Annotated in this window: 19 protein-coding genes; 16 read left to right on the plus strand and 3 right to left on the minus strand. The window is 72.8% G+C overall.

All coding sequences use genetic code 11. The features are described from left to right. Window positions 1-411 precede the first annotated feature (411 nt). A complete protein-coding gene (locus ACFYPM_RS16230; protein WP_387196811.1) occupies window positions 412-1,362 on the plus strand; it encodes a DUF559 domain-containing protein in 951 nt (316 codons plus the stop codon). A 76-nt stretch (window positions 1,363-1,438) separates the two neighbouring features. Here the strand turns inward: ACFYPM_RS16230 and ACFYPM_RS16235 are convergent, their stop codons facing one another. Continuing rightward, window positions 1,439-2,257 carry a hypothetical protein gene (locus tag ACFYPM_RS16235; protein WP_387196814.1) on the minus strand — a complete coding sequence of 273 codons (819 nt, stop codon included), beginning with the start codon at window positions 2,255-2,257 and terminating at the stop codon, window positions 1,439-1,441. 370 nt (window positions 2,258-2,627) lie between these two features. On the opposite strand from ACFYPM_RS16235, the gene ACFYPM_RS16240 reads away from it, so the two are divergent. The 15 genes from ACFYPM_RS16240 (at window position 2,628) to ACFYPM_RS16310 (ending at window position 20,272) form a co-directional block, all read left to right on the plus strand. Beyond that, window positions 2,628-3,569: a hypothetical protein gene (locus ACFYPM_RS16240; RefSeq protein ID WP_387196816.1), complete on the plus strand. Its 942-nt coding sequence runs from the start codon at window positions 2,628-2,630 to the stop codon at window positions 3,567-3,569. Between the two features lie 209 nt (window positions 3,570-3,778). Beyond that, window positions 3,779-4,948, plus strand: a complete 1,170-nt coding sequence (locus ACFYPM_RS16245; protein ID WP_387196819.1) for a hypothetical protein — start codon at window positions 3,779-3,781, stop codon at window positions 4,946-4,948. A gap of 17 nt (window positions 4,949-4,965) precedes the next feature. Beyond that, a complete protein-coding gene (locus tag ACFYPM_RS16250) occupies window positions 4,966-5,394 on the plus strand; it encodes a hypothetical protein (RefSeq protein ID WP_387196822.1) in 429 nt (142 codons plus the stop codon). Window positions 5,395-5,438: 44 nt separating this feature from the next. Then, on the plus strand, window positions 5,439-5,693 hold the full coding sequence (locus ACFYPM_RS16255) for a hypothetical protein (RefSeq protein WP_387196825.1): 255 nt from the start codon (window positions 5,439-5,441) through the stop codon (window positions 5,691-5,693). Window positions 5,694-5,695: 2 nt separating this feature from the next. Next, window positions 5,696-8,956, plus strand: a complete 3,261-nt coding sequence (locus ACFYPM_RS16260; RefSeq protein ID WP_387196828.1) for a hypothetical protein — start codon at window positions 5,696-5,698, stop codon at window positions 8,954-8,956. Then, on the plus strand, window positions 8,953-10,428 hold the full coding sequence (locus tag ACFYPM_RS16265) for a hypothetical protein (protein WP_387196832.1): 1,476 nt from the start codon (window positions 8,953-8,955) through the stop codon (window positions 10,426-10,428). The genes ACFYPM_RS16260 and ACFYPM_RS16265 overlap by 4 nt, the downstream gene beginning before the upstream one ends. A 2-nt stretch (window positions 10,429-10,430) precedes the next feature. Continuing rightward, window positions 10,431-10,928, plus strand: a complete 498-nt coding sequence (locus ACFYPM_RS16270) for a hypothetical protein (RefSeq protein WP_357063288.1) — start codon at window positions 10,431-10,433, stop codon at window positions 10,926-10,928. Beyond that, window positions 10,928-11,575 carry a hypothetical protein gene (locus tag ACFYPM_RS16275; protein ID WP_387196836.1) on the plus strand — a complete coding sequence of 216 codons (648 nt, stop codon included), beginning with the start codon at window positions 10,928-10,930 and terminating at the stop codon, window positions 11,573-11,575. Before ACFYPM_RS16270 ends, ACFYPM_RS16275 begins: the two co-directional genes overlap by 1 nt. Further along, on the plus strand, window positions 11,572-13,599 hold the full coding sequence (locus ACFYPM_RS16280; RefSeq protein WP_387196839.1) for a hypothetical protein: 2,028 nt from the start codon (window positions 11,572-11,574) through the stop codon (window positions 13,597-13,599). The genes ACFYPM_RS16275 and ACFYPM_RS16280 overlap by 4 nt, the downstream gene beginning before the upstream one ends. Before the next feature lie 10 nt (window positions 13,600-13,609). Further along, on the plus strand, window positions 13,610-13,933 hold the full coding sequence (locus ACFYPM_RS16285) for a hypothetical protein (RefSeq protein ID WP_387196842.1): 324 nt from the start codon (window positions 13,610-13,612) through the stop codon (window positions 13,931-13,933). A gap of 1 nt (window position 13,934) precedes the next feature. Next, a complete protein-coding gene (locus ACFYPM_RS16290) occupies window positions 13,935-14,438 on the plus strand; it encodes a hypothetical protein (RefSeq protein ID WP_387196845.1) in 504 nt (167 codons plus the stop codon). Beyond that, window positions 14,431-15,867: a baseplate J/gp47 family protein gene (locus tag ACFYPM_RS16295; RefSeq protein ID WP_387196848.1), complete on the plus strand. Its 1,437-nt coding sequence runs from the start codon at window positions 14,431-14,433 to the stop codon at window positions 15,865-15,867. The genes ACFYPM_RS16290 and ACFYPM_RS16295 overlap by 8 nt, the downstream gene beginning before the upstream one ends. An 11-nt stretch (window positions 15,868-15,878) precedes the next feature. Further along, entirely contained in the window at window positions 15,879-18,224 is a 2,346-nt protein-coding gene (locus tag ACFYPM_RS16300; protein ID WP_387196851.1) for a hypothetical protein, read from the plus strand. A gap of 13 nt (window positions 18,225-18,237) precedes the next feature. After that, window positions 18,238-19,365 carry a hypothetical protein gene (locus tag ACFYPM_RS16305; RefSeq protein ID WP_387196854.1) on the plus strand — a complete coding sequence of 376 codons (1,128 nt, stop codon included), beginning with the start codon at window positions 18,238-18,240 and terminating at the stop codon, window positions 19,363-19,365. A gap of 136 nt (window positions 19,366-19,501) precedes the next feature. Continuing rightward, window positions 19,502-20,272 (plus strand): BTAD domain-containing putative transcriptional regulator, encoded by a 771-nt coding sequence (locus ACFYPM_RS16310; protein WP_387196856.1) that lies wholly within the window; start codon window positions 19,502-19,504, stop codon window positions 20,270-20,272. 220 nt (window positions 20,273-20,492) lie between these two features. On the opposite strand, the gene ACFYPM_RS16315 is transcribed toward ACFYPM_RS16310, so the two are convergent. After that, window positions 20,493-21,983, minus strand: coding sequence for an FAD-binding oxidoreductase (locus ACFYPM_RS16315; RefSeq protein ID WP_387196859.1), 1,491 nt, complete (start codon window positions 21,981-21,983; stop codon window positions 20,493-20,495). A 149-nt stretch (window positions 21,984-22,132) separates the two neighbouring features. Next, on the minus strand, window positions 22,133-22,861 hold the full coding sequence (locus ACFYPM_RS16320; RefSeq protein ID WP_387196862.1) for an HD domain-containing protein: 729 nt from the start codon (window positions 22,859-22,861) through the stop codon (window positions 22,133-22,135). Between the last annotated feature and the right edge of the window lie 141 nt (window positions 22,862-23,002).

Consider the following 23,002-nt stretch of genomic DNA (forward strand, 5'->3'; position numbering starts at 1 on the left):
TGAGGGCGGGGTCGTCGACAAGGTGTGGGCGTCCCTGACGCGCGCATCGACTTCTGGTCAGTCCGCGGCTTCGGAGCGAGTTCGGCAACGGCGACCAGTTCTGTGCGAAGGCGGGTGAGCAGATAGCTCTGCCGGAGCGCCGCGATGATCGGCCACGTGCCGAATTCCTGGAATGGCACCTCGACACCGTGTACGAGGCAGCCTGAGCGCGTGGTGCTGGCCGCCCTGGTTACGCCAGCATCAGGCCGGTCAATTGGATGCGGGTGCCGTCGGTGGGTCAGGAGTTGATCCGGCGCCGCGGGTCCGGACGGGTCTGTACCACAATCGAGTGCGGCTCGGGCGGCTGTCCACAGGCGCCGATGCTGTCCACAGCGACTCCGTGCGGGCGGGGTCTGACGGCAAGGTGGGCTGGTGGATGTCCGCCTGCAATCCTTGCTCGTACGCCACGCCGGGCTGGTCACCCGACAGGACGTCCTCCGCGTGGCACCGCCGTGGACCCTCCAGGGCGCGTGCCGGGCCGGTCGGTTGGTCCGGCTCCTGCCGGAGGTCTACGTCGATGCCGCGCTCATCCGAGATGCTCGTGCCGAGCAGCCGATTCTTGCGCGGATCGCGCCGGAGTTGGCTCGCCGCGCCGCGCTGGCCTACGGAGGCGGACGTAGCGCGCTCAGCCGCCTGACAGCGTTGGACGTGTGGGGTCTACGCCGTCAACCGCCGGGCGAGCCGGTGCATCTCGACGTGCCCGTGGGTTCGGGCCGGCGTGGCTGGCCCCATCTCGTGGTGCGTCGCCGCCCCGGTTTCGCGGTGGAGCCGCCGCAGGCGGTGATCCGGAGAGGGGTGCCGGTTACCCGGCTCGACCGGACCCTGGTGGACTGCTGGCCGCTGCTGCCGACGGTCGACCGGCCTGGGCTGCTCATCCGTGCGGTCAACGACCGGCTCACCACACCGCAGCGACTTACCGCCGCTCTTGCCGAGGTGCCGAGGTTGACCGACCGTACGACGATGCGCGCACTGGTGGATCGGCTCACCGCCGGATGCCGCAGCCCCTTGGAGGTCTGGGGTCACGATCACGTTTTCACCGGCCCCTCCATGCCGACGTTCATCCGGCAGGCGCGGGTGCGAGTCGGTGCTCGGACGATCTATCTCGACATGTACGCCGAGGCGGAGCGGGTCGACATCGAACTGGACGGCGCGACCAGCCACGGCGACCCGACCGAACGCGAGATCGACCTCCGCCGCGACGCCCTGCTTGCCACTGTCGGCATCCTCGTCGTCCGCTTCAGTCACCGTCGTCTTTTGGCCGAGCCCGCTCAGGTCCGCCAGGAAACCCTCGCCATCCTCGCGAGCCGCCATCTTCACTCATGATCACTTAATGCTGAGTAGTTGTTGTGAGCTGTACGCAACTGCTCAGCATTAAGTGATCATGATGGACGGGCGGGAGTCAGGTGGGGGTGGGGCGTTGGTGGGGTGGGGTTGGCGGTGGGGTCAGCGGGGCGCTCGGCGGATCGGCGTGGTGGTGGAGGAGGTCGGTGATCCATCGTGCGGCTTCCCGTTGGGTGTCGAGCAGGTGGTCGCGGGCGTCAGCGATGTCCTGGTCCTCGCCGTGGGCGCTCAGGATTGTCGTCCACTGGCGGCTCAGTTCCTCGGCGTAGCGGGCCCTGCGTAGCTGCTCGTCGAACTGGTACTCCAGCTTCAGCATCCGGTCCACGTGCGGTTGGAGCACCGGCATGATCCGCTCGTCGAGGCGGACGGCGGCGTCTGGCCGGCAGGTGATGACGACGTCACCGCGCTGGTAGGTCCACTCCGGATCGTCGGCGAGCGTCTGCTGCAACGCCACCTCCAGGTCACCGGCCCGGTGCGGCGGCAGGTCCCGGGCGGCGTCGGCGGCGAGGCGGGTCAGGCGCTGCACCACGGCGGGTTGGAAGTACCGCACGTACCAGCTGAGCACCTCGGAGCGGAGGCTCACCGGCGACGACCAGGCGAACGTGGCGCGGATGTGGAACGCGTACACGTATCCGCGCGCGGGCACCGTGATCAGTCGGGGCGCGTCGCGTTGTTCGACGAGCGGGCCGGCGGGCGACGGGTCGGCCGCGGAGCCGACAGGTGCCTCGTCCTGGAGGGCGGCGACCAGCCGATCCCAGTTCCGCGCCCACCACCGCCACCCGCGGACACTCACGTCGCGGGCGACGGTCAGCCCGCGGATGCCCCGGTGTCGCCACTGGTCCGCGGGTCTCGGCCTCCCATCGGGGGCGTCCGGCATGGCACCCCTCCACGGTCACGGATCCGCGATCCACGCTAACAACCGGTGACCGGTATGCCCGCCGCCACGCCGGTGCGGGACGAATCGTCCCCGCCGACACCGCGCCACCGCGTGGTCGGGGCTGGGCACTCGGGTCACGAAGTAGGAGGTGGCTGCGCCGAGCTGGGCTGGGGTGGTCCGGGCTGCGCCGAGCTGGGCTGGGGTGGTCCGCGGAGGATGGCCGATGACTGTGTGAGTGCTCAGTTTCCGACAGTCCGGGCCACCTGCGCTGACGGTGACGGTGGTGGTGACGGTCGGGTGACGGGTACTTGGCGATCCTCGTGCCGAGCCGGGCATGGTGCACCGGCGCGGGCAGCGGGGAGGCCGGGCGGTGGACTTCGTCGACGGGGTGCTGGTGCGGTTGGCCGATCCGGGCACCCGTGCCGCGCTCTTCGACGACGCGTCGCTGGCGCATCTGGTCGAGGCCGCGTACGACACCGAGGCGATGCCTGTCGCGCCGCCGTACGCGGCGGTCTTCGACGAGCTGACGCTAGGTTTCGCCGCCGCCCCCGTCACCGTGGCCGAGGGGGAGTGGCTGGCTTCCGGCGGTACGGCCCGCAGTGAGCTGCGGATCCGCCTGCACGGGCTCGGCGGCTCGGCGCTGCGCATCGACGCGATGTGGCGGGGCAGCCTGGTGGTGCGTACCAGTGTCGCCCGGGACCGGGTCGAGGACCTCGACGTGGCGGTGCCCGCCTTTGACGTCGACCCGCAGATCATCACCGACCTGGGTGCGTTGCCGGTCGACCCGACGCAGCTGGAGACCGAACGCCGGAGCCGGCTGGTGGCCCGACTGCGCGCCGGGCTGCACCAACCGGCCGCGTTCACCGACGCGCACCTGGACCGGCTGCTCGCGGGCGTCGGCGCGGCCAACGCTGGTGACCTGGTGACGCGGATGCGTGGGCAGGCCGCCGGCGCCACCGTGCGGTTGCGCTACGCGCCGCCGCCGGCCGCGCCGCCCACCCCGCGCCCGCTGCCGTTCGCCGCCGCCGTGCTGATCCGTGACCAGGGCTTCTCCCTGGCTGACCTGCTCGTCGAGACCCGCCTGGTGCGGGCCCGCGCCGAGGAGTTGGGGCTCGACGTGCCGGCACCGGACGACGTGCGGCGACGACACCGGGTGGTCGCCGTGTGGGTGGTCCCTGTCGAGACCTTCGACGACGACGGGTGGCCCGGCGGCGACACCGGCACCGACGCGCAGAAGCGGGCGGCCCGCTTCGCGCGGGCCGGCCAGTGGCTCGCCCGCAGCGGCATCGGACTGGCCGCCGTGACGACCTGAGACGGCCGGGAGCCGCCGACGACCGGAACGGCGAAACCCGGGCAAGGACCCCAGCGGCGGGAGCCGCCAAGGACCGCAGCGGCCCGAAGCCGCCCAACGACCGCAGCGGCGGGAGCCGCCCAACGACCGCAGCGGCGGGAGCCGCCCAACGAACCCAGCGGCGGGAGCCGCCCAACGACCAGCAGCAGCAACTTCGTCCGGGAGGACCCGTGGCACCGACAGCAGCATTCCCGTTCATCGAGGTCCGGATCGTGCCGCCACCGGCGCCGCTGGCCCAGCGTTCACCGGGCGTCATCGCCGTGGTGGGCAAGGCGCCGTCCACGGCCGACGGCGGTTCGGCGCCGGCGAACACGCCGGTGCGGATCGAGACCCTGGACGACGCGGTCACCAACTTCGCCCGCCGGCAGGCCGGCAACGTGGTCCGCAACGCCCTCTACAACTCGCTGGAGCTGGCGTTCCTGCAGGACCCGCGCCCGGCGAAGGTGTACGGGGTGAAGGTGGCCGGCGACGACTACGCGGCCGCGCTCGGTGGTCTGGAGGCCGCCGACGACGTGACGATGGTGTCGCTGGCCAACGAGTCGAGTGTCGGCAACCCGGCCGGGGCGGGCGCGCCCACCGGGCTGCACGCCCTCAAGGCGCACGTGGAGACGATGTCGGCGGCCGGCCAGCGGCGGATCGGCTTCGCGATGGTCAATCCGGCCACCGAGAAGGTCCCCACCTACGTCGCGGACGTCACCACCGCCGCGAACCCGCTCAAGAGCAGCACCAGCCGGATGGTGATGATTGCCGCCCGAGGAGCGGACGGCGACGCCGCGACGGCCGCGATGGCCGCCGTGGCCGGGCTGCCGGTGCACCACAGCATCGTGCTCAAGAAGATCCGCGGTGTGGCCATTCCGGTGGCCAAGCAGTACAGCCCGGCGGAGATCAAGGGCCTCTCCGAGGCCAACCTCACGCCGATCATCGACCCGACACTGATCACCGGGGAGAGCCTGCACTTCGCCGACGGGCGGCTCTTCACCTCAGACGCGAGCCTGCTGCACGTCGACCTGGTGCGCACCCTCGATGCGATCGAGTTCATGTTGCGCGCCGGCCTGATCGGTCTGGTCGGCGACGCCCGGATCACCAAGCCGGGGATGACGCTGCTGAAGACCCAGGTGGACGGCATCCTCGGCCCCCTCAAGCGGCAGGCGGTGATCGACGACTACCGCGTCGAGATCCCGGTGCTCGACATCCTCACCATCCCCGAGGTCGCGCGTACCGCCACCGACACCTCGATCGTCACCGCCGCCCGGGCCGACCGCACCGTCGACCTGGTCGTCACCGTCACGTACGGCCCGGCCGTGAGCCGCCTGCTGGTCACGCTCGTGGCCAAGTTCTGACCCGGAGGAACCAGACCATGGAGTGGAAGACCCGCCTCGCGGTGCAGTACACCAAGGGCACCGAGACGGTGCTGATCAGCCCCATCGACTCGTTCAGCCCGTCCTTCTCGCTAAACGTCGAGGCGTTGCACTCGTGCGAGGTGACCCACCTGGGTGTCATCCACGCGCCGGTGTCGATGAACTTCACGATGACCGTCAAGGCGATCGGGGACGTCGCCGGCCGGCTCACCAAGCTGGCCCTCGACGGCGAACTGTTCGACATCGCCCTGCTGGAGCACACCGGGGACGACTGGGCGTTCTCGTCCTTCGTCCTGCGGGACTGCATGATCACCAGCGCCACGCCCACCACCGCCACCATCTCCGGCGCTCCCGCGGCGACCTTCAGTGGCTTCAGCCTGGCCGCCTCGGTCGACCCGAAGACCGGCGACCCGTCCGTGCTGCCCTGACCGGGCCGGACGACAACCCGCAAACGATCATTCGGAGGTAGGAGATGGCGACCGGTGCTGGCCGCGCCGCCCGGGTCACCCGTACCGGGCTGGCCCTGGTGCACGCGGGTGAGCTGGTGCTGCCGGCGGCCGGCAGCGAGGCGGAGGCCGCGCAGGTGGCCGAGGACGATCGCGCGGTCATCGCGTACCACTTCCCGGTGGAGATCGAGGTGGTCGCGGCCGGTGGCGCGGTCGACGCCGACGCGCTCGCCGACCTCGCGCTGGCCCGCCTCGCCGAGCACCTGGACGGGCAGGTCTGACGGTGGCCATCTCGGTGCACGTGCCGGTGCGGGTCCGGCTGGACGCCCGGTCGGTGACCGAACGTCCGGAGGCGGTGACCGAGGCGCTCGCCGCGGCCCTGGCCCGCGCGCTGGAGCACTCCCGCCGCGAGGTGGTCGCGCCCCGCGGCGGCTACCTGGAGGTACGCCCCGAAGCGCCGACCTTCCGCTGGACCGGCGCGGACGGTGAGCGGGTGTCCCCGGACGACAGGCGAGCCTTCGAGGCCCGGTTGCGCCGACGCATCGACGAGGTGATCGCCTCGGCACGGCTGGATCCGGGGTTGCCCGCCGGGGTGGCCGTGCCGCTGAGTCGGCCGGCGGTCGAGGTGTTCGACCCGCACCGGATGCGTCACCTCCTCGCGGTCTACCGGGTGCCGTCCTACGACGACGGTGGGGACGCCGCCGAGGTGCCGGTGGACGGCGACGAGCCGCCCCCGGTCACCTACCAGTGGTTGCTGCGGCCGGTCACCTATCTGGTCGGTCACTTCGCGGAGCTGGCCCGCGAGGCGGTACGCCAGCACGGTGGCCTGCCGTCGGGTACTCCGCAGGGGGTCATCGCCCGGGTCATCGACCCCACCGGGCGGCAGGTGTGGCTGGTCATGGTGACCACCACCCCGCTGTCGTACCTGACCTTCGACACGTTCGGCGAGACGGTGTTCCGGGCCACCCCGCAGCCGCACTTCGAGGTGGAGGCGCGGGTGCCCAGCCCGCAGCCCGGCACGGTGCGGCGTCGGCCGGTCACCGACCGGGCCGGGCTGGTGGCCATGGTGGACGAGGAACTCAGCGCCGACATCCGGCAGCGGCTGCGGACCGCCCAGCCGCGCGGTGAGACGACGACCGCGGACGAGTACCAGGCGCAGATCGAGCGGGCCGTCGACGCCGAGGTGACCCGCCGGGTCGACGGGATCCTGACCTCGGTGGGCGGTGCGTTGCCGACCAGCCTGGTGACGATCAGCATCGGCGGGGTCTCCCTGCTGCTGGTGGGCACCGAGGAGACCGACGCCACCCTGCACTGGACGGGTACGGCCAACCTCCTGCCGATCAGCGTCGAGCAGCGCCCGGCGACCCCACCGGACCCGAACGCCCCACGCGGCGGCAGCATCGGCGACGGGACGGGCAGTGGGGCCGGCGCGGGCAGCGGGTCGGCCGGTGGCACCGGAAGCGGACCGGGCGGCGGCGCGGGCACCGGGTCCGGCGGCGGCGCGGGCACCGGGTCCGGCGGTGGCACGGGCACCAGGTCCGGTCGTGGCACGGGCACCGGGTCCGCCGGTGGCGCGGGTGGGGACGGCAGCGGCGACGCCCGGCGGGGTGGGTTCGTCTTCGACCCGAGCAGCCCCAGCACCCCACCCGGCGTCGAGGGCCGACGGTTCCCGGCCGTCACCGGCGAACACTCCGAGCTGCGTGCCTGCGCCCCGTTCAACGGTGAACCGGAGTTGGCCGCGCTCGGGCCGGACGGCGACGAGCTGCGCCGGCTGATGGACGACATCGCGTTCCGGTTGCAGATGGGCGAGCCGTGCCGCTACCCGGCGAACTTCTGCCTCCAGGCCGCCGCTATGCTGCGCGGCCGGGCCGCGGCGATCAGCCTGCTGGTCGGCGGGGCCGAGCGGGAGGCGTTCACCAGGCCCGTGCCGCAGGGCGCCGGCGGGCTCGGCCCGCTGGACTTCCGGCCGGTCGCCTCACCCGCCGTGCAGTTCCTGCGCCACCTCGCCGGGGTGGTGCCGCGCCTGGACCACCTGGCCGAACTGGTCATGGACCGCTACCGCAAGCCCGAGCACTTCGCCCGCATCCAGGGTGGCTGGATCGACTCGTCCGCGTCCTGGAACCTGCACTTCCTGCAGGCGTTCAGCCCCGCCGTCAAGAGCGCCGTCGGGCAGTTGTTCATGGTCGGCAACCAGGCCATGCTCGTACAACTGCTGCTCACTTCGCGGACCGGCATCGACGCGCGGATCGCCAACTTCGACAGGTACGCGCCGATCTTCGAACGGTTGATCGTCTCCCAGCTCACCGACTACGCCGAGTTGCAGGGGCTGCGCGAGCGGCTGCGCCGACACGAGGCGGCCCGGTGGGTGTCCGCGCACACCGACGTCGGCGGCGGCACCCTCGCCACGGTCAGCGTGGCCAACCCGTCCACGGCGTGGTTCGGGGCCGCCCGCGCGATCTCCAGCGCGTTCCTCGCCACCGAGGCAGCGTTCAGCAGCCCCGGCGCGGCCGGCGAGATCGTCGAACGGGACGGAACCACCCGGATCCGCGACGCGCACGCGGTGCTCTGGACCCTCGCCGAGATCGAGCAGGCGCTTGTCATCCAGCGCGGCGAGGCCGAGGGCATCGACCCGCTGGTCAAGCAGATCACCGACGTGCCCGACGTGCTGGCCCGCTTCGCCGGTGACGCCTCGGCGATCCGCGACGAGCTGTGGCGGGTGTTGCAGGACATGCGGCGCAACAACACCGAGATGCTCGGTCGGGCCCGCACCGACGCCCGGTTCGCGTTCCGGTCCAGTCGGATCAGTGAGCACATCCCGTCGGCGACCATCCCCCGTGGACGCTTCGCCCTGCAGGGCATCCACCTGGTCACCCACCAGCAGATCGGGGAGTTCTTCGGCGGCAACCTCTACTACGCCACGGGCATCGACGAGCTGTTCGGCACCGAGCTGGGCCGGGAGGCGCTCAACGCGTTCGCCACGATGGTCGGGATCATCGCGCTGTCGCTGCTCTGCCCGCCGCTGGGCTTCGTGGTGGGGGTGGCCGTCGCCGCCGTCGACGTGGCACACGCCCACCAGCGCGAGCGCCTCTACGCCTCGATGCTCGACCCGGAACTGGTGCTCACCCGCACCGAGGTCGAGGTCGAGCTGTTCGCCGCGTACCTCGGGATGGCGTTGTCGCTGATCCCGGAGGCCGGCACCATCGGCGGCGCGGTCGTGCGCGGCGGCCGGGTCGCCGTGCGCTTCGGCGTCCGCGCCGGGCTGCGTGCCGCCCGGGGGTACGTGGTGCGTCGGGTCACCCGGCAGATCATCGAAGCCGCGTCCCGGGACCTGCTCCAGGGCTTCCTCACCGAGATCCTGCTCAACGAGGTGCTGGAACGGGTGGTGCAGAAGCTGATGGAGCCGGTGCTCGCCTACGTGGAGCGCGAGGCGATGCTCAACGGCGCGGTCGGCGGCCCGGAGGGCGCCCGGTTCATCCTCATGGTGCTGGACTCCCCGCCCGGTGGCGCCGCCGCCGGCCCGCGCGTCCCGGTGGTGCGGCCGTGACCGGGCCGCGCCGGTTCCGCGCCGGCCGGTTCCTCGACGCCGCCGCCGTACACGCCGCCGCCGACGCCAACCCCCGGCTGCGCCGCTTCATGCGGACCGTCGCCGCGCACAGCGAGGCCGGTGAGGTGCGCTCCCGGCGGCTGCTGGAACACCTCATCCGGCGCATCGTCGACGACGTCGGTGACCTGCACCTGGGCAACGCGCTCAACCGGCTGGAACGCATCGGTGTGCTGCGGGACAACATCGCCGCCATCCTCGACCACGTGTTGGCGGGCGGCACCCTGCCCGACGGTGTGCGGGTGGCCACCCTCGGCGAGTACTTCGACCAGCTCAACACGGAGATGCGCGAGCTGAGCCGGCCCCGCGACGGCATCGTCGGGGACGCCCCGCTGCGGCTGGCCGACGACTCCGCCGCGTACGCCGACTCGCTGTTGCGTGAGTTCGACGGCGGCGGCGCGGCCGGCCGGCACACCGAGCCCGCCGCGATCGTCGGGGACGCGTTCCGGGCCATGCCGGCGGACCGGCAGGCCGCGCTGCGCCGCGCCGCCGAGGTGGAACCGGCCGCGCTGTGGCGCGCGGTGGCCGCCGAGAGCGAGACCGGCAAGCGGGCCGCGGTCGCCGACCTGGAGACCCGCCTCGGCGGCCGGCTCACCCCCGACGAGCTGACCCGGCTGCGCGCCGCCGTCGACGACCTCGGCCGGGCCCGCTCGCGCGGCCTGCAGGTGAGCGAGGCCCGGCTCACCGAGGCGCTGGCCCGCATCGGTGACCCGGAGCTGCGGGCGGTGGTGGCCGGCGGCGACGTCTGGCTCACCCAGCAGCTCGCCCTGCACAACCCGGAGGCCCTGACCACCCTGTGGCGGCGCTTCCGGGACCGGGGCGGCCGTGCCGACGACGGCCCCGGCTTCCGCGCCTACCTGCGCCACGACATGGTCACCTACGGCCGGGGCGTGCTCGGCGAGTACAGCGCGGCGTTCTCGCTGAGCAGCATCGAGCTGTTCCTCAAGGGGCCGGACGCCAACGTCAAGGTCGCCGGCACCGACCTGGTCGGCATCGGCCACGACGGCTGGGTGTGGCTGATCGACGACAAGTCGCACCGCGCGCCGAGCGTCGGCGGGGTCAGCGCGCTCACCGACAACCTCGTCACCAACCTGCGCCGCGACGCCGCGGACTTCCGCGCGGCCATCGCCCGGCTGGGCCGCGACGATCCCGGTTTCACCGCCGATCCGCGGATCCTCGACGCGATCTCCCGGATGGAGGACGCCGCCGCCGAGATCGACCGGATCAACAGGCGCGGGTCCGCGTCCACCCGGCCGGCGCGGATCAGCGCGGCGTTGGCGGAACGCCGGTTGCGGCTGCGGGTCACCAGCGCCGCCGGTGAGGTCCGCGAGATCACCCAGGCGCTGCGCGACCTGGGCCTGGCCGTCGAACCCACCGGTCCGCCGGTGCCGCTGCCACCCACCGGAGGGCGCTGAGCATGGCCACCACCAGTTTCCTGCGGTACGGCACGGTGCCGTCCGCGATCATCAGCGACGGGATCCTGCCCATTCCGATCTGGGCCGTCACCGCCATCTCACTGGCCCAGACCTACCACCTGCCGCCGATCGGCTCCACCGCGCACAAGGCCATCGTGGCCACCCACGACGACACCATCACCCTGACCGGGGTGCTGGTCGGCCCGGAGCGCTACGCGTGGAAGTTCGCCCTGGAGACGATGGCCGAGGCCAGCAAACGCGGCACCGCGCTCGCCGCGTACTCCGGGGGGAAGTTCGGCGGGCTGATCCTGGTCACCTCGATGACCATCCGCACCGACATGCAGGTGCAGTCGCTGACGTTCAACGCCTCCGCCGCCCGCCGCGACGTCCTGGACACCACGATCACCCTCGTCCACGTGCCCCGTCCCAGCCTGCTCGGCAAGCTGCTCGACGTGGCCAGCATCGGAGTCGGCGCGCTCGCCGACGGGTTGGGCAACTGATGCCACAATTTCCGATCGACCGCTACCTGCTGCCGGAGAAACCCGTCGAGGTGCCCGACGGGTTCACCGAGGTACGGCAGAGCCTCACCGCCGGCCTGCCGCACCGCGTCGAGTTGGGCGCCGGTGTGCACGCGGTGCTGATCCTGCCCACCGGGCTGGCCCGGCAGTGGCTGCACACCGACCCCCTCGCCGTGGTCAGCACCTCCGCCGACGACCTGGCCTCCCGACCCGCGCCCCCGGCCGCGCCCCCGCCCCCGGCGCTCGTCGGCCGGGTGCCGCTGCGCCTGGTGGTCCGTCAGGGCACCCGGATCCTCGGCTCGGTGCCGCTCGCCGCCGGGCTGCGCCGGGTCTGCCCCGACGCCGGCCCGGCGGTCGCCACCGGAGCCGCCCCGATCGCCGTCGAGGTGGTGGTGCTCGGCTGGCTGCTGCACGCCGGGACGGTACGCGGCTCCGGCGACTACGGCTCGTCCATCGCGCTGGCCTGGCGACGCGCCGACCACGCGGTGGACCAATTCGGGCCGCCGCCGATAAACGAGTTCGTCTGGCGTCGCCGCCCACCCGCGCAGCGCGTCGAGTCCGAGTTGGGCCCCGGCCGGCTGCGCTACCGCTACCTGCTCGACAAGAAGCTGCGGAGGGTGCTCCGATGACGCTCACGCCGTTCCAGACCGGTCAGGTCCGCCAGGGCGCGGTCGGCAACGACGCCGGTTGGACCCTGACCTTCCACCGGGAGACCCCGACCGGGCTGAGCCCCGACGCGGCGCTCAGCCTCTCCAGCGCCGACTACTACGCGGCCATCGACGCGGCGCTGCCCGACGGGCTGGGCCCCGGCGCGTACACGGTCACCGTGCAGGGGCTGATCGACGAGCACTTCGCCGCGCTGCGCACCACCGAGGGACAACCGCCGCTGGTGGCGAAACTGCACCTGTACTGGCGGGATGCCAACACCTCCGTCGGCGCGTTCTTCACAAACCTGGTCGGCGTCAACGCCGGCCCGACCCCGGCCGAACTGACCCAGGCGCTCGTCGCCGTGCTGCGGGTGACGAAGGTACGGCGGCTCACCGGCGAGCGGACGTACGACACCGAGCTGACCCTCGTCGAGCAGGCGTACGCCCGGCTCGGTCAGCGGGTCGCCGAACGGTTCGAGGCGGCCTCCTTCAGCGCGGCGATCCGGGCCGTCGCGCAGCGGACCAGAGTGGACATCGCCACCTGGGGCGCCAACCCGGACGGCACGATGACCCGGGGCACCACCGAGGCGGCCGGTGACGAACGGGTCGCCTTCGGCGCCGGGCTGCTCTACCGCGCTGCGGTGGAACGGATCGGCGGCGCGTTGCAGCAGTCGCTCAACGCGTACGGGCGGGGAATGCTGCTGATCCGAGACGGCACCGTGCACGTCGGCAAGCGGCCGATCCCCTATCCGGAGGGGGAGCCGAAGCCGCTGACCCTCGCCACCGGCCTGCTGGAGTGCACCGAGAACGGCACCCAGGACACCGACCCGTACGCGGCCACCGAGGCCGGCGGCCCCGCCGCGCCGCGCCGTCGGGCGTGGACCCTGACGCTCAAGGGCCGGCCCGACCTGAAGCCCGGTGACCTGGTGTGCTTCGACCCGCCGGCGGCAGACGAGGCCACCACGCTGGGCAGCGTCGGCGCGGCGCTGCTCGGCTCGTTCGCCGCACCGTTCGCCCCGTCGACAGGGGAGTTGGGGGCGGGGGCGAAACTGCTCTACCTCAGCGCCGCGCGGCACACCCTCTCGCGTACCGCCGGATTCGTCACGGTGGTGCAGGGCGTCGAGGTCACCTCGGGCGCCCAGGCCTGGGACAGTTGGAGCGACGCCTCCGGCGTGGGCACCGCCGAGCCGGCCGGTCCGGCGTCCTCTCCCGGCGTGGCCGCGGCGGAGGCGGTGCGCCGGGCGGCCCGCGCCGCCCGGGGCGAGACCCGCGGCCTGGAGATCGGCGAGGTACGCGCGGCGGCCACGAACGCCAGCGGCGCGGTCGAGCCACCGGCGCAGACCGAGACGGTGTGGGAGGGGTTGGCCCGCTCGGACGGCCGACCCAACGCCGCCCGCCGCCTGCCGGTACGCCGGGAGCAGCCCGCGCCGCTGCCCGGGGTGACCTACCTGACCCCGTTCGCCTGGGGTGGCTGCGGGCTGATCCTGCCCCGCTACCCGGGCACCCGGGTGGCGCTCGCCTACCGCAACGGCTCACCCGACGATCCGGTGGAGGTGGGCGCTCTCTGGCCCACCGGGCACGCCCCGGTGTCCCAGCCGGGGGACTGGTGGCTGTCCCTGCCGGTGGGAGTGGCCACCAACAGCCGCTCGTCGATCGGCGACACGGTGGTGCCCGCCGACCACGACGGCAAGGTGGCGCACGACCTCACCGACGGCGACGGCAACCGGGTCATCGAGCTGGGTGAGCTGACCGTGCGGGTGGGCCGGGCCCAACTCCAGGGGCGGGGCCAGCGCCCGGCCCGCGCCGACGAGGCCGACAGCATCACCATCGAGCACGCCGCCGGCGGGTCGTCGATCGTGCTGAAGCAGGACGGCTCGATCACCATCACCGGCACCCGGATCGACCTGGACGCGGGCAACGGCGCGGTGAACATCAGCGGCGGCACCGTCACCATCGCCGCCGACGACGTCGACGTGCAGGTCGACAACGCGATGAACGTCCACTGAGGAGAACGCTATGGCCTTCGTGCTCACCACGTCGAGCGACGTGCACTGCCCCAGCCAAGGCAAGGTCACCCCGGCCGGGCAGAGCAAGCTGACGGTCGACCATGTCGCGGTGACCCGCCCGGACGGGATCAGCGGCAAATCGGTGGCCGGGTGCACCATCACCACAAGCAACTCCACAAAGCAGTGCGGCACGGTGACCACGGCGTCCGGCGCCGCCAGCAAGCTCAAGGTCGGCGGGGCCGGGGTGGCCCTGGACTCACTCAGCGGCGCCACCGACGGCAGCACGCCCGGCCTGTCCGCGAGTGCCGGGCAGAGCAAGCTGAAGGCGGTCTGAGGTGGACCGGACCGAGCGGGAACGCCAGGCCGCCCAGCGTCGCTACCTCGGCTGGGGCCTCGCCTTCGAACCCACGATGCCCGGCGTGGACCTGGCCCGCGACATCGTCTTCGACGACGGCCCGAACGGCCGGGTGCTGGCCCTCGTCGCCGGCACCGACAACGTGGCGCAGAGCCTCGCGGTGGCGCTGATGACGTTGCGCGGCTCGAACGTCTTCGACGCCACCTTCGGCTTCGACGGGCTCAACGCCCTCGCCGAGCAGATCGAGCCGAACCTGATCCGTGAGCAGGTACGCATCGGCATCATCACGCTGCTCGACCGCGACCCCCGGGTCCGGAAGATCGTCGACGTCAACCTCGACGACGGCCGGCTCGGCGCGGGCCGTGCCGACGACGCGGCGGCAGCCGCGCTGCGGTCCTCCCGCACCCTCCAGGTGCAGGTCCAGTTCGAAACCATCACCGACGACCGGCTCTCGGTGCATCTCGGGGAGCTGCCACATGTCTGATCCCACAGTCCCGGCCGAGCTGGCCGACGTCCTGGCCGTCGACGCCGCCGCGCTGCGGGCCACCGGCTCGACCGGCTTCGGCGTCGTCGAGAGCGGCTTCGTGCCGAAGTCCTTCGCCCGACTGCTCGCCGAGAAACTGGCCACCGCCCGGCTGCTCTTCGGCGACGACATCGACCTGACCAGCGGCGCCGTGCTGCGCAAGGTCCTCGAACTGGCCGCGCTGGAGGACGCCCGACTGTGGGCGGCGCTCGGCGCCGTCTACGACAACTCCTACGTGGTGTCGGCCACCGCCGACGCGTTGACCCGCCTGGGCGAGGAACTGGGCATCGGGCGGCCGTACCTGCCGGCGCGGGGGACGGTGAAGCTGAAGCTGAAGGCCGCGCTGCCCACCGGCCGTACCCAGCTCACGCTGCCCCGGGGCGCGCGTTTGTCCACACCCGGCGGGCACCACGTGGCCCTGGACGAGACGGTGGTGCTCTCCGCGGCCGTGGGCGAACGGACGCCGGCCGTCGCCGCGTTCTACCCCGGCCCGGCGCACAACCTCGACCCCGCCCAACCCAGCCAGAAGATCGACCGCTGGAACCGGGCCGACACCCTGCTCGCCGACCTGGACGACGCCGAGCAGGCCGCCGGCGCCGAACTCGTGGAGATCACCCACACCGTCGCGCTGACCGGTGGTGAACAGCAGGTCCCCGACGCCCGCTACCGGCAACTGCTGCTGGCCGCGCCCCGCTCCATCTGGACCGCCGAGGCGATCGGCCTGGCCGTGGCGACAGTGCCCGGCGTACGCCAGGTGCAGGTCTTCGACGGCCGGGGCGGGTTGGACCTCAACCAGTCCATCTTCGGCAACTTCAATTTCATCGAGCGGGTCTTCAGCACCGAACGCGACCTGGGCAACCCGTACTACGTCACGGTGCTCGTCGCGCCGACCGCCGCGGCCATCTGGGACGGGCCGGACGGGCTGCACGCCGCCGTCGAGTCGGTCATCGAGGATCTGCGCCCGGTGGGCATCTTCGCCTCGGTGGACCGGGCCGACGAGGTGGGCATCGGCGTCGAGGCCGACCTGGTGATCCGGGGCCTGCCCCTGCCCACCGGCTCGAAGGAGACGGTGAACGCGTCCACCGCCGCCACCGAGCTGCGCGCCCGCCTGCACGCCCGACTGCGCCGCTACGTCGACGAGCTGCCCTTCGGTGAGCCGGTCCGGGCCGCCGAGGTGATCTGGACGCTGATGAACGAGCCGGGCGTCGCCGACGTACGCGGGCTGCGGCTCGTGCGCTTCCCGGCCGACTCGGCGGTGGTGGTGACCGGCAGCGCGCCCACCGGCGACGGGGTGCAGCGCCTGCCGGTCGGCGACAACGCGGTGCTCGCCGCGAACCAGGTGCCCGTCTACGTCGACCGGGACGACCCCCGGCCGTTCCGGATCGTCTGAGCGGGGGACCGATGACCGACATCCGGGTGCCGGTGGACGGCGCCGACCCGTCCGTCGAACGCAACCTCGTCGACCAGTTGGAGGGCCCGTATCCGGGAGCCGTCCGGCGGGTGGTGGTGCCGCTGGCCAGCACCGGTACGGCCGTGGTGGACTGGACCAGCCGGCATCCGCTGCTCACCGTCGTGCTGCGCCGGGACCTCATCGAGGAGACCGTGCGGGTCACCGTCACGGTGGACCCGGGCGGCGCCGACGAGCGGGTGCTGCCGCCGGTGGTCTTCGCGCCCTGGTCGGCCGCCGGCGCGTCGGTGCCCGCGTACTCCCCGGACACCGCCGACGAACCGCTTGTCGCGTCGTTCCCGGTCGCCGTGACCGTCGAGCGGGCCGTCGACGGAGGCACCGCCACGGCGGTCACCGGTGCGGCCCTTCCGGGGCTGGTCGAGCTGGCGGTGCTGGAGGGCAACCTGGGTCGGCTGCTCTACCTGGTGTCGTACGAGAAGCACCGGCTGCGGCGCGCCGCCCGGGAGGTGCACGCGTACCGGACCCTGGCGCACGCCCGGCGCGACGCGCTGGACCGGATCGGCGCGGACGTCGGGGTGGCCCGCTTCGTCGACGAGTTGGTGCACGAGCCGGCCAGCGGCGAGGTGTACGCCCGCCGGCTGGCCCCGCCGGCCCGCGAGCCGGACACCGCGTACGCCCACCGGCTCGGGCTCTACCGACGGTTCCTGCTGCCCACCCCGGGTGCGGTGCGCCGGCTGCTCAACGGGCCCGGCGCGGACGCCGACCCGAACGCCGGGCTCTTCGCCGACCTGCCCGGCGGCGCACGGTTCACCGTCCGCGAGGAGGACGACAGGTTCGCGGTGGCGATCCGGCTGGTGGCCGCCGGGGATCCGCAGCACCGCACGAACTTCCTCGCCCAACTGCGCCGGGACCGCCTGGTGCTGCCGGCGAACACCCCGCCGAACAACACGGCGCACGCCGGCCGGGCACTGCCGGGCAGTCGGCTGGCCGAGGTCACCGCGCTGCGGGCCAGCCTGCGCCAGTCGTACGCCTTCGACAGCGCGCACGGCGTCGCGCCGCCGCTGGCCGCCGCCCTGGACCGCGCGGGGCGGGTCTGCCGGGCGCTCGGCTCGGCGATCGTGTGGCAGGTGACCCGGGCGCAGGACGACGCGGGTGGCAGCCGCTACGAGCTGGGCCTCGGGGTGGACGTGAGCTGGCCGACCCCCGGGCAGGCCAATGACCTGCGCAACCGGGTGCTGGACACCGGGCGGGCGGTCACCGCCGACCGGACCGCCGAGGCGCTGATCGCCGCCGCCCGCGCGCGCGGTGTGCCCACCGTGGCGGCCGACGGCGAGCTGGCGTGGCTGTGGCAGGTCTGCGGGTTGCCCACCACGCACCGGATCAGCACGACCAGGATCTACCTGTCCCACCTGCCCACCCGGGGGTTGGCGGTGACCGCGCCGCTGAGCGCCCCGGTCGGTGCCGACGCGACGGTCGAAGCGCGGTTCCACGCGCCGGGCGACCCGGGCGGCAACGCGCTGCTGCTGGCCGGGTTGGTCGCCGCCGCGTCCGCGTGGACGGGTGCCGGGGAGCCGGCGTGGACACCGCTGACCGACGCGGCGGCCCGGACCCGGTGGGCGGCGGTGCCGACCCGGCCGGCGGGGCAGCCGGTGGACCAGGTGCTGGCCGCGGCCGGCCTGCCCGCGGTGCGGGACCCGGCGCCGGTGGTGGCCGCGCTGAACCAGTTGCCGGACGAGCTGGTGGAGACCATCGAACTGCCGGCGGCGTTGGCCACCGCGCTGATCGCCGGCCAGCCGGCGGCCGGTGACCGGCTGGCCCGGCTGGCCGGGTTGCTGCGCGACCAGCACCTCGCCGCCGCGCTGCCGCTTGTCGAGACGGGCAACCGGGTGTTGCTGGTGTGCAGCGTGATCGGCCTGCCGCAGGCCGGGCTGAACCTGGCCGAGCGCCGGGCCACCGGGTTCCGCTGGTACACGGTGGGGCTCGGTGGCGGCACCGCGGAGATCAAGGCGGTCGGCGCGCGGACCGCGCTGCGGCCCACCCACGCCGGTCTGGTCGCCGTGGTGGCGCTCTCCTACGTGCGTACCGGCCGGACCGACCCGTACGAGTTCCGGGTGGAGCTGCCCGACGGGGTGACGGTGACCCTGGAGCAGTACGAGCGGCTGATGAACGCGCTAATGAGGGTCTGCCCGCTCGGCGTGGAGATCAACACGTTCGGTATCCGCCGCGACCACGTCGACCTCGACGCCGACGGCACCGCCGAGCCGCTGCGACCGGCGGTGGCCCGGACCTTCCGCACCTTCCAGCAGCGCCGGCACCGCGGCGTGTACGACCAGCTCTGAGAGGGACACCACAATGGCGAGCGAGATCAATTACGACGGGGTGACAGTCACCGAGCTGTACGAGGCATTCACCCAGCACGGCATCCCGGCCTCGGACGCCAGTGTGCTTGTCTCGTCCTGGATCTACGAGAACGTGGGCACCGCGAAGCGGGTGTTCAGCTACGCCGAGTCGTTTCCCGCCGTGGAGCCGGGCTGCGCGCCGCCACCGTTCGCCCGGACCTTCGCGCACACCGACTGGGTCGACGGCGAGGACGTGGTGCAGGCCGGGCAGACCCCGGGGGAGCAGGGCTTCAACGAGCGGTTCCACCGCATCGAACACGACCTGGACCACCTCGGCACCGACGTGGCCAAGGCGTTCGCCTGCGTGGCGGCGATGCGGGTGAGTCTGCGGCGGCTGCTCGACGAGATCCGCGCGGAGATCAACCGGCTGCACTCGACGGTGCACGAGAACAAGGTCAGCCCCGGCCCGTACCAGCTCGAGAACATCCCCAACTACATCGGCACGCTGGACTTCGGCAGGTACATGGGCACCACGATGTTCATGGACAAGAAGGTCAGCATCTGGCAGACCAAGGCCGGCACCATCGTGCTGCCCGCCGTGGAGACCCTCGGCGTGGACGTGGTCGTCGGCCCGAAGGTCCGGGGGGCCGCCTACCTGGAACGCCACGCTGCCGAGAACGGCGACATCCGGCAGCGCTTCCCGCGCGAGGTGAAGCTGACCGAGTTCATCCGTTTCTTCGGGGAGGACGAACTGGCCGACGGCCGGACGGTCCGCGACGTGCTCAAGGTGCTGCCGGCGGACAGCGCCTATCCGAGCCTGGACGCGATGTTCGGCGAGGTGAGCGAGCGGGAGGCGGCGATCGTCCGGACCACCGTCGGCGCCCAGTCGGCGGTCGCCGCGGCGCTGGGCATCGAGGCCGAGCTGGAGAACGTCGCCGACGCCGACATCGCCATGCTCGCCGGTGTGCCGACCAAGGCCCGGGCGGCGCTGACCCGCGCCGGGATCAGCACTCTCGGCAAGTTGGCCGACACGAAGCCCGAGCAGGTGCTCGCCATCATGAAGGAGGCCGGGGTCCGCGCCGAGGTCGGCGACGCCGCCGAGTGGGCCGGGTACGCCCGGACGCTGAACAAGCTGCGCTGAACGGTCTAGGCCGAGTCCGGCGAACGGTTGATCTCCACCGTTCGCCGGGTCGGTGTGACGACACTGCGCTGGCGCGCCGACAGTCCACACCCGAGCGTGGAAGCCGCCACGGGGATCGGGTGTGAAGGGCGCGGGCATGGTTGTTCACGAGGTGACGCACGACCTGCACTCCGCGGTGTCCGAGGCCGCGGCGGGGCAGCCGTCCCGGTACGCGTTGCGGCTGCTCGGCGGGTTCGGGCTGGAACGCGACGGGCGGGTGGTGGCGGTGCCGCAGGGCACCCGCCGGCTGCTGGCCTTTCTCGGCGTACGCCAGCGCTGTGCCCGCTCGGAGGCCGCCGGGACGCTCTGGCCCGGCTCCCACGAGGACCGGGCGAGGGCCAACCTGCGCACGATGCTGTGGCGGCTGCACCGGGTGACGCCGGAGCCCCTCGTCGAGGAGGACGACCGGCTGGCCCTGGCCGCCGTGGTGACAAGTGACGTGGCCGCCCTGAGCGCGGCGGCGGCCGTCCTGCTGGCCGACGGTTCGCCGGTGGGCGCCGTGCCTATGTTGTCGACAGGTGAGCTGCTGCCCGGCTGGTACGACGACTGGGTCCTGGCCGAGCGGGAACGGCTGCGCCAGACCCGGCTGTACGCGCTGGAGGCCCTCGCCGAGCGGCTCACCACCCAGGGCCGGTACGGCGAGGCGGTGCAGGTGGCGTTGACCGCCGTGCACCTGGAGCCGCTGCGGGAGAGCGCCACCCGCGCGTTGATCGCGGTGCACCTGGCCGAGCGCAACATCAACGAGGCGGTGCGGCGTTTCGAGCTGTTCCGCGCCGACCTGGGCCGGGAGTTGGGCGTCGCACCGACGCCCTGGCTGGAGCGCCTGGTGCAGGCCGGCAGGTCCGGGGCCGTAGTCCCGTATCCCTGAGCGGCGGCACCGCTCATCCCGACGTGATGCCCCGCCACGTCCCGCCGGCCCTCGCCTTGCCTGCGCGGCCCTCGCCTTGCCTGCGCGGCGCGACCCGTCCTGCCCGACTCTGCCCGCGACGGCCAAGGGTCCCCGCAAGGGGTGGGGTGGGGTGGGCGCGGTTGGAGGTGGCCGGCGGCGCGGGTCGGGTCGGGTCACCCGCGCCGCCAGCCGTCCGGGGTCAGTGGGTCGCCGGCGGGATGCTCTGCTCGTACTGGAAGACGTTGTGCGGGTCGTACTTCGCCTTGATCTTGCGCAGCCGCGGGAAGTTGCGACCCCAGTAGGCCTCCTCCCACTCCGCCATGCCGATGTTCGGCACGTTGACGTAGGCGCCGTCCACGTAGGGCCGCAACGCCAGGCTGAACTCGGCGATCCAGGCCTGGGCGATCGGGGTGACGGCGTCGTCGCTGTCCGGCTCGCCGCGAGTGCCCCAGCCCGCGCCGGGCTCGGAGTAGAAGAGCGCGTCGCGGTGCGGGAACGCCGCGCCGCCGAAGGGCTCCTGTCGTTGGGCTCCCCGGCCGAAGGCCTGGGCGAAGAAGTTGCTGTCCGGCGACGGGGCCTTCGCCATGAACCGGCGGACGATGCTGATCGCCTCTGCCGGGAAGGGCTGCCTGGTGAACTGCGAGTAGAACTTCCACTTCGCCGGATCTTCGTCGGTCGGGATCTGGAACCCGGCGTACGTCTCGGCCCAGCCGCCGATCCGCACGACGACCTCGGGGTTGCCGATCGAGAGGAGCGGCTCGAGCAGTCTTCTCGCCTCGGCCTCCGACCCCTCGGCGAGCACCGCGAACAGCAGGATCCCGTCCGGGTGGACCTCGACCTGGGTGCCGAGACGAGGGTCGGCGAACGGTCCGGTGTGCTGCCAGGTGTCGAAGACGTCGTGCAGGTTGTCGAGGCCCGGCCAGGTCACCTGCAGGTAGGCGACGCGCTCCAGCGGAGCAACCTGGTAGGTCAGGGACGTGACGATCCCGAAGTTCCCGTTCCCGGCGCCGCGCAGCGCCCAGAGCAGGTCCGCGTGGTTCCACGGGTCCACCTCGAGCACCTTGGCGCCGTCGGCCCCCGCCGCGACGACGATCTCCACGCCGATCAGGTTGTCGCAGGCCATACCGAGGTAGCGGGTGAGGAAACCGAGACCGCCCCCGAGGGTCGCACCGGACAGGCCGACGGTCCCCTCGCCGCCGGTCGTCGCCGCGAGGTCGTACTCCCCGAGTGCGGCGACCGCCTCGGACTGGGTGAGCCCCGCGCCGAGCTTCGCCGTGCGGCTGGCGGTGTTGATGTCGACGTCCTTCAGCTCACTGACGTCGATCACGATGCCGTTGTCGACGTTCGACCAGCCTTCCAGGCTGTGCCGGCCGCTGCGCACCCGCAGCGCGACGTCGTGCTGCCGGGCCCAGGTGAGGGCGTTGACGACGTCCTGGGTCTCCTGGGCGAAGACGATCACCAGCGGGTAGCGCACGAACAACTCGTCCCAACCGAGGCTCGCCTGCGCGTAGTTGGGGCTCTGGGGACGGACGATCCGGCCGGTCAACGTGGCGGTCGGCGACCTCTCACCACCCAGGGTCGGGCCGTCCGCTGCCAACGCCGAACTGCCGGCGATCATGCCCGGGAGGGCGACCGCTCCGGCGCCGACGGCCGTCGCCTTGAGCAGGTCGCGGCGAGTCAGGTCGTGCATGGTCCGAGTCCTCTCGATCGGGGTCGCGCCAGAACTTCGATCGAGAGGACTGCCGCCTCCCAGCTGACGCAAAACCACCGTAATGCCGCAGGCGGCGCTAAAGATCCGAGAAGTTGTCACAGAACCCGGTCGGGTGAGGAAGCGGCAGCTCAGTTGGGGTGCGCGGGCTGGTCCAGGATGGCGCTGAACCGCTCCTCGGCGAGGTCGAGCTGGCCGAAGATGTGCCTCTTCACCACCTCCGACAACGGTGTGTCCGGCCGGCCGATCAGGTCCCGGAAGAGTGGCACCAGCGGCCGGTACTTCCGGGCCGACGACACGACCTTCGGCCCGACCGTGTGGATCACCCCGACGCCGTTGTCGGTGAAGTCCGACACCTTGATCACCCGGGCCCAGGGCTCACGGTCCAGGCTGACCGCCAGGTGCTCCCGGTACTGCGTGTTGCGGTCCCGCTCGGGGTCGTACACCGGGTTGGTGACGGCGGCGACGAGCGTCGCGACGCGCGTCCCGAACCGCGCGGCGAGCGCGGCCAGCGCGGCTGCGGTCGGGTCGGCGCCCGCGTCGCCGTCGGCCAGCTCGACCGGATGGTCCTCGACCGCGTCGTGCAGCAGACCGGCGACGATCACGTCCACGTCGCGCACCTGGTAGTGGTGCATCAACCGGATCGCCACCCGCAGCAGGTGGTTGAGGTACGGCTCCCGGACGCGCCGGTCGTCGCGGTGCAACTCGGCGGCGAGGTCGAGCGCGGCGGTCAACCGCTCGCGGGCGGCGTCGTCGAACTGCTGGACCTCCAACCGGAAGCGCTCCAGCAGGCCCGGTTCGCCGTGGATCTCGGTGATCGCGTGCATCGGCATGCTGCCCAGGTGCGGCGGGAAGTCCATGCGTCACTTATAGCCGATCTTCCCCACGTCGATGAGCCCGTACGTCGCCGACCCGACCCGACATCCCGCGACAGTGCGACGGCCGGCCGGGGGCGTCTGCCCGTCCGGCGTCGCTGTCGCCGGGCCGCTCGCCGACCGACC

Source organism: Micromonospora sp. NPDC005203 (assembly GCF_042872705.1).
GTDB lineage: Bacteria > Actinomycetota > Actinomycetes > Mycobacteriales > Micromonosporaceae > Micromonospora.

Bases quoted from the DNA above. Each gene is read 5' to 3' on its own strand.
- ACFYPM_RS16315 (WP_387196859.1), bottom strand. From the start codon at position 21,983: ATGCACGACCTGACTCGCCGCGACCTGCTCAAGGCGACGGCCGTCGGC.
- ACFYPM_RS16300 (WP_387196851.1), top strand. From the start codon at position 15,879: ATGACCGACATCCGGGTGCCGGTGGACGGCGCCGACCCGTCCGTCGAA.
- ACFYPM_RS16295 (WP_387196848.1), top strand. From the start codon at position 14,431: ATGTCTGATCCCACAGTCCCGGCCGAGCTGGCCGACGTCCTGGCCGTC.
- ACFYPM_RS16310 (WP_387196856.1), top strand. From the start codon at position 19,502: ATGGTTGTTCACGAGGTGACGCACGACCTGCACTCCGCGGTGTCCGAG.
- ACFYPM_RS16235 (WP_387196814.1), bottom strand. From the start codon at position 2,257: ATGCCGGACGCCCCCGATGGGAGGCCGAGACCCGCGGACCAGTGGCGA.
- ACFYPM_RS16275 (WP_387196836.1), top strand. From the start codon at position 10,928: ATGCCACAATTTCCGATCGACCGCTACCTGCTGCCGGAGAAACCCGTC.
- ACFYPM_RS16255 (WP_387196825.1), top strand. From the start codon at position 5,439: ATGGCGACCGGTGCTGGCCGCGCCGCCCGGGTCACCCGTACCGGGCTG.
- ACFYPM_RS16285 (WP_387196842.1), top strand. From the start codon at position 13,610: ATGGCCTTCGTGCTCACCACGTCGAGCGACGTGCACTGCCCCAGCCAA.
- ACFYPM_RS16305 (WP_387196854.1), top strand. From the start codon at position 18,238: ATGGCGAGCGAGATCAATTACGACGGGGTGACAGTCACCGAGCTGTAC.
- ACFYPM_RS16270 (WP_357063288.1), top strand. From the start codon at position 10,431: ATGGCCACCACCAGTTTCCTGCGGTACGGCACGGTGCCGTCCGCGATC.
- ACFYPM_RS16250 (WP_387196822.1), top strand. From the start codon at position 4,966: ATGGAGTGGAAGACCCGCCTCGCGGTGCAGTACACCAAGGGCACCGAG.
- ACFYPM_RS16280 (WP_387196839.1), top strand. From the start codon at position 11,572: ATGACGCTCACGCCGTTCCAGACCGGTCAGGTCCGCCAGGGCGCGGTC.
- ACFYPM_RS16320 (WP_387196862.1), bottom strand. From the start codon at position 22,861: ATGGACTTCCCGCCGCACCTGGGCAGCATGCCGATGCACGCGATCACC.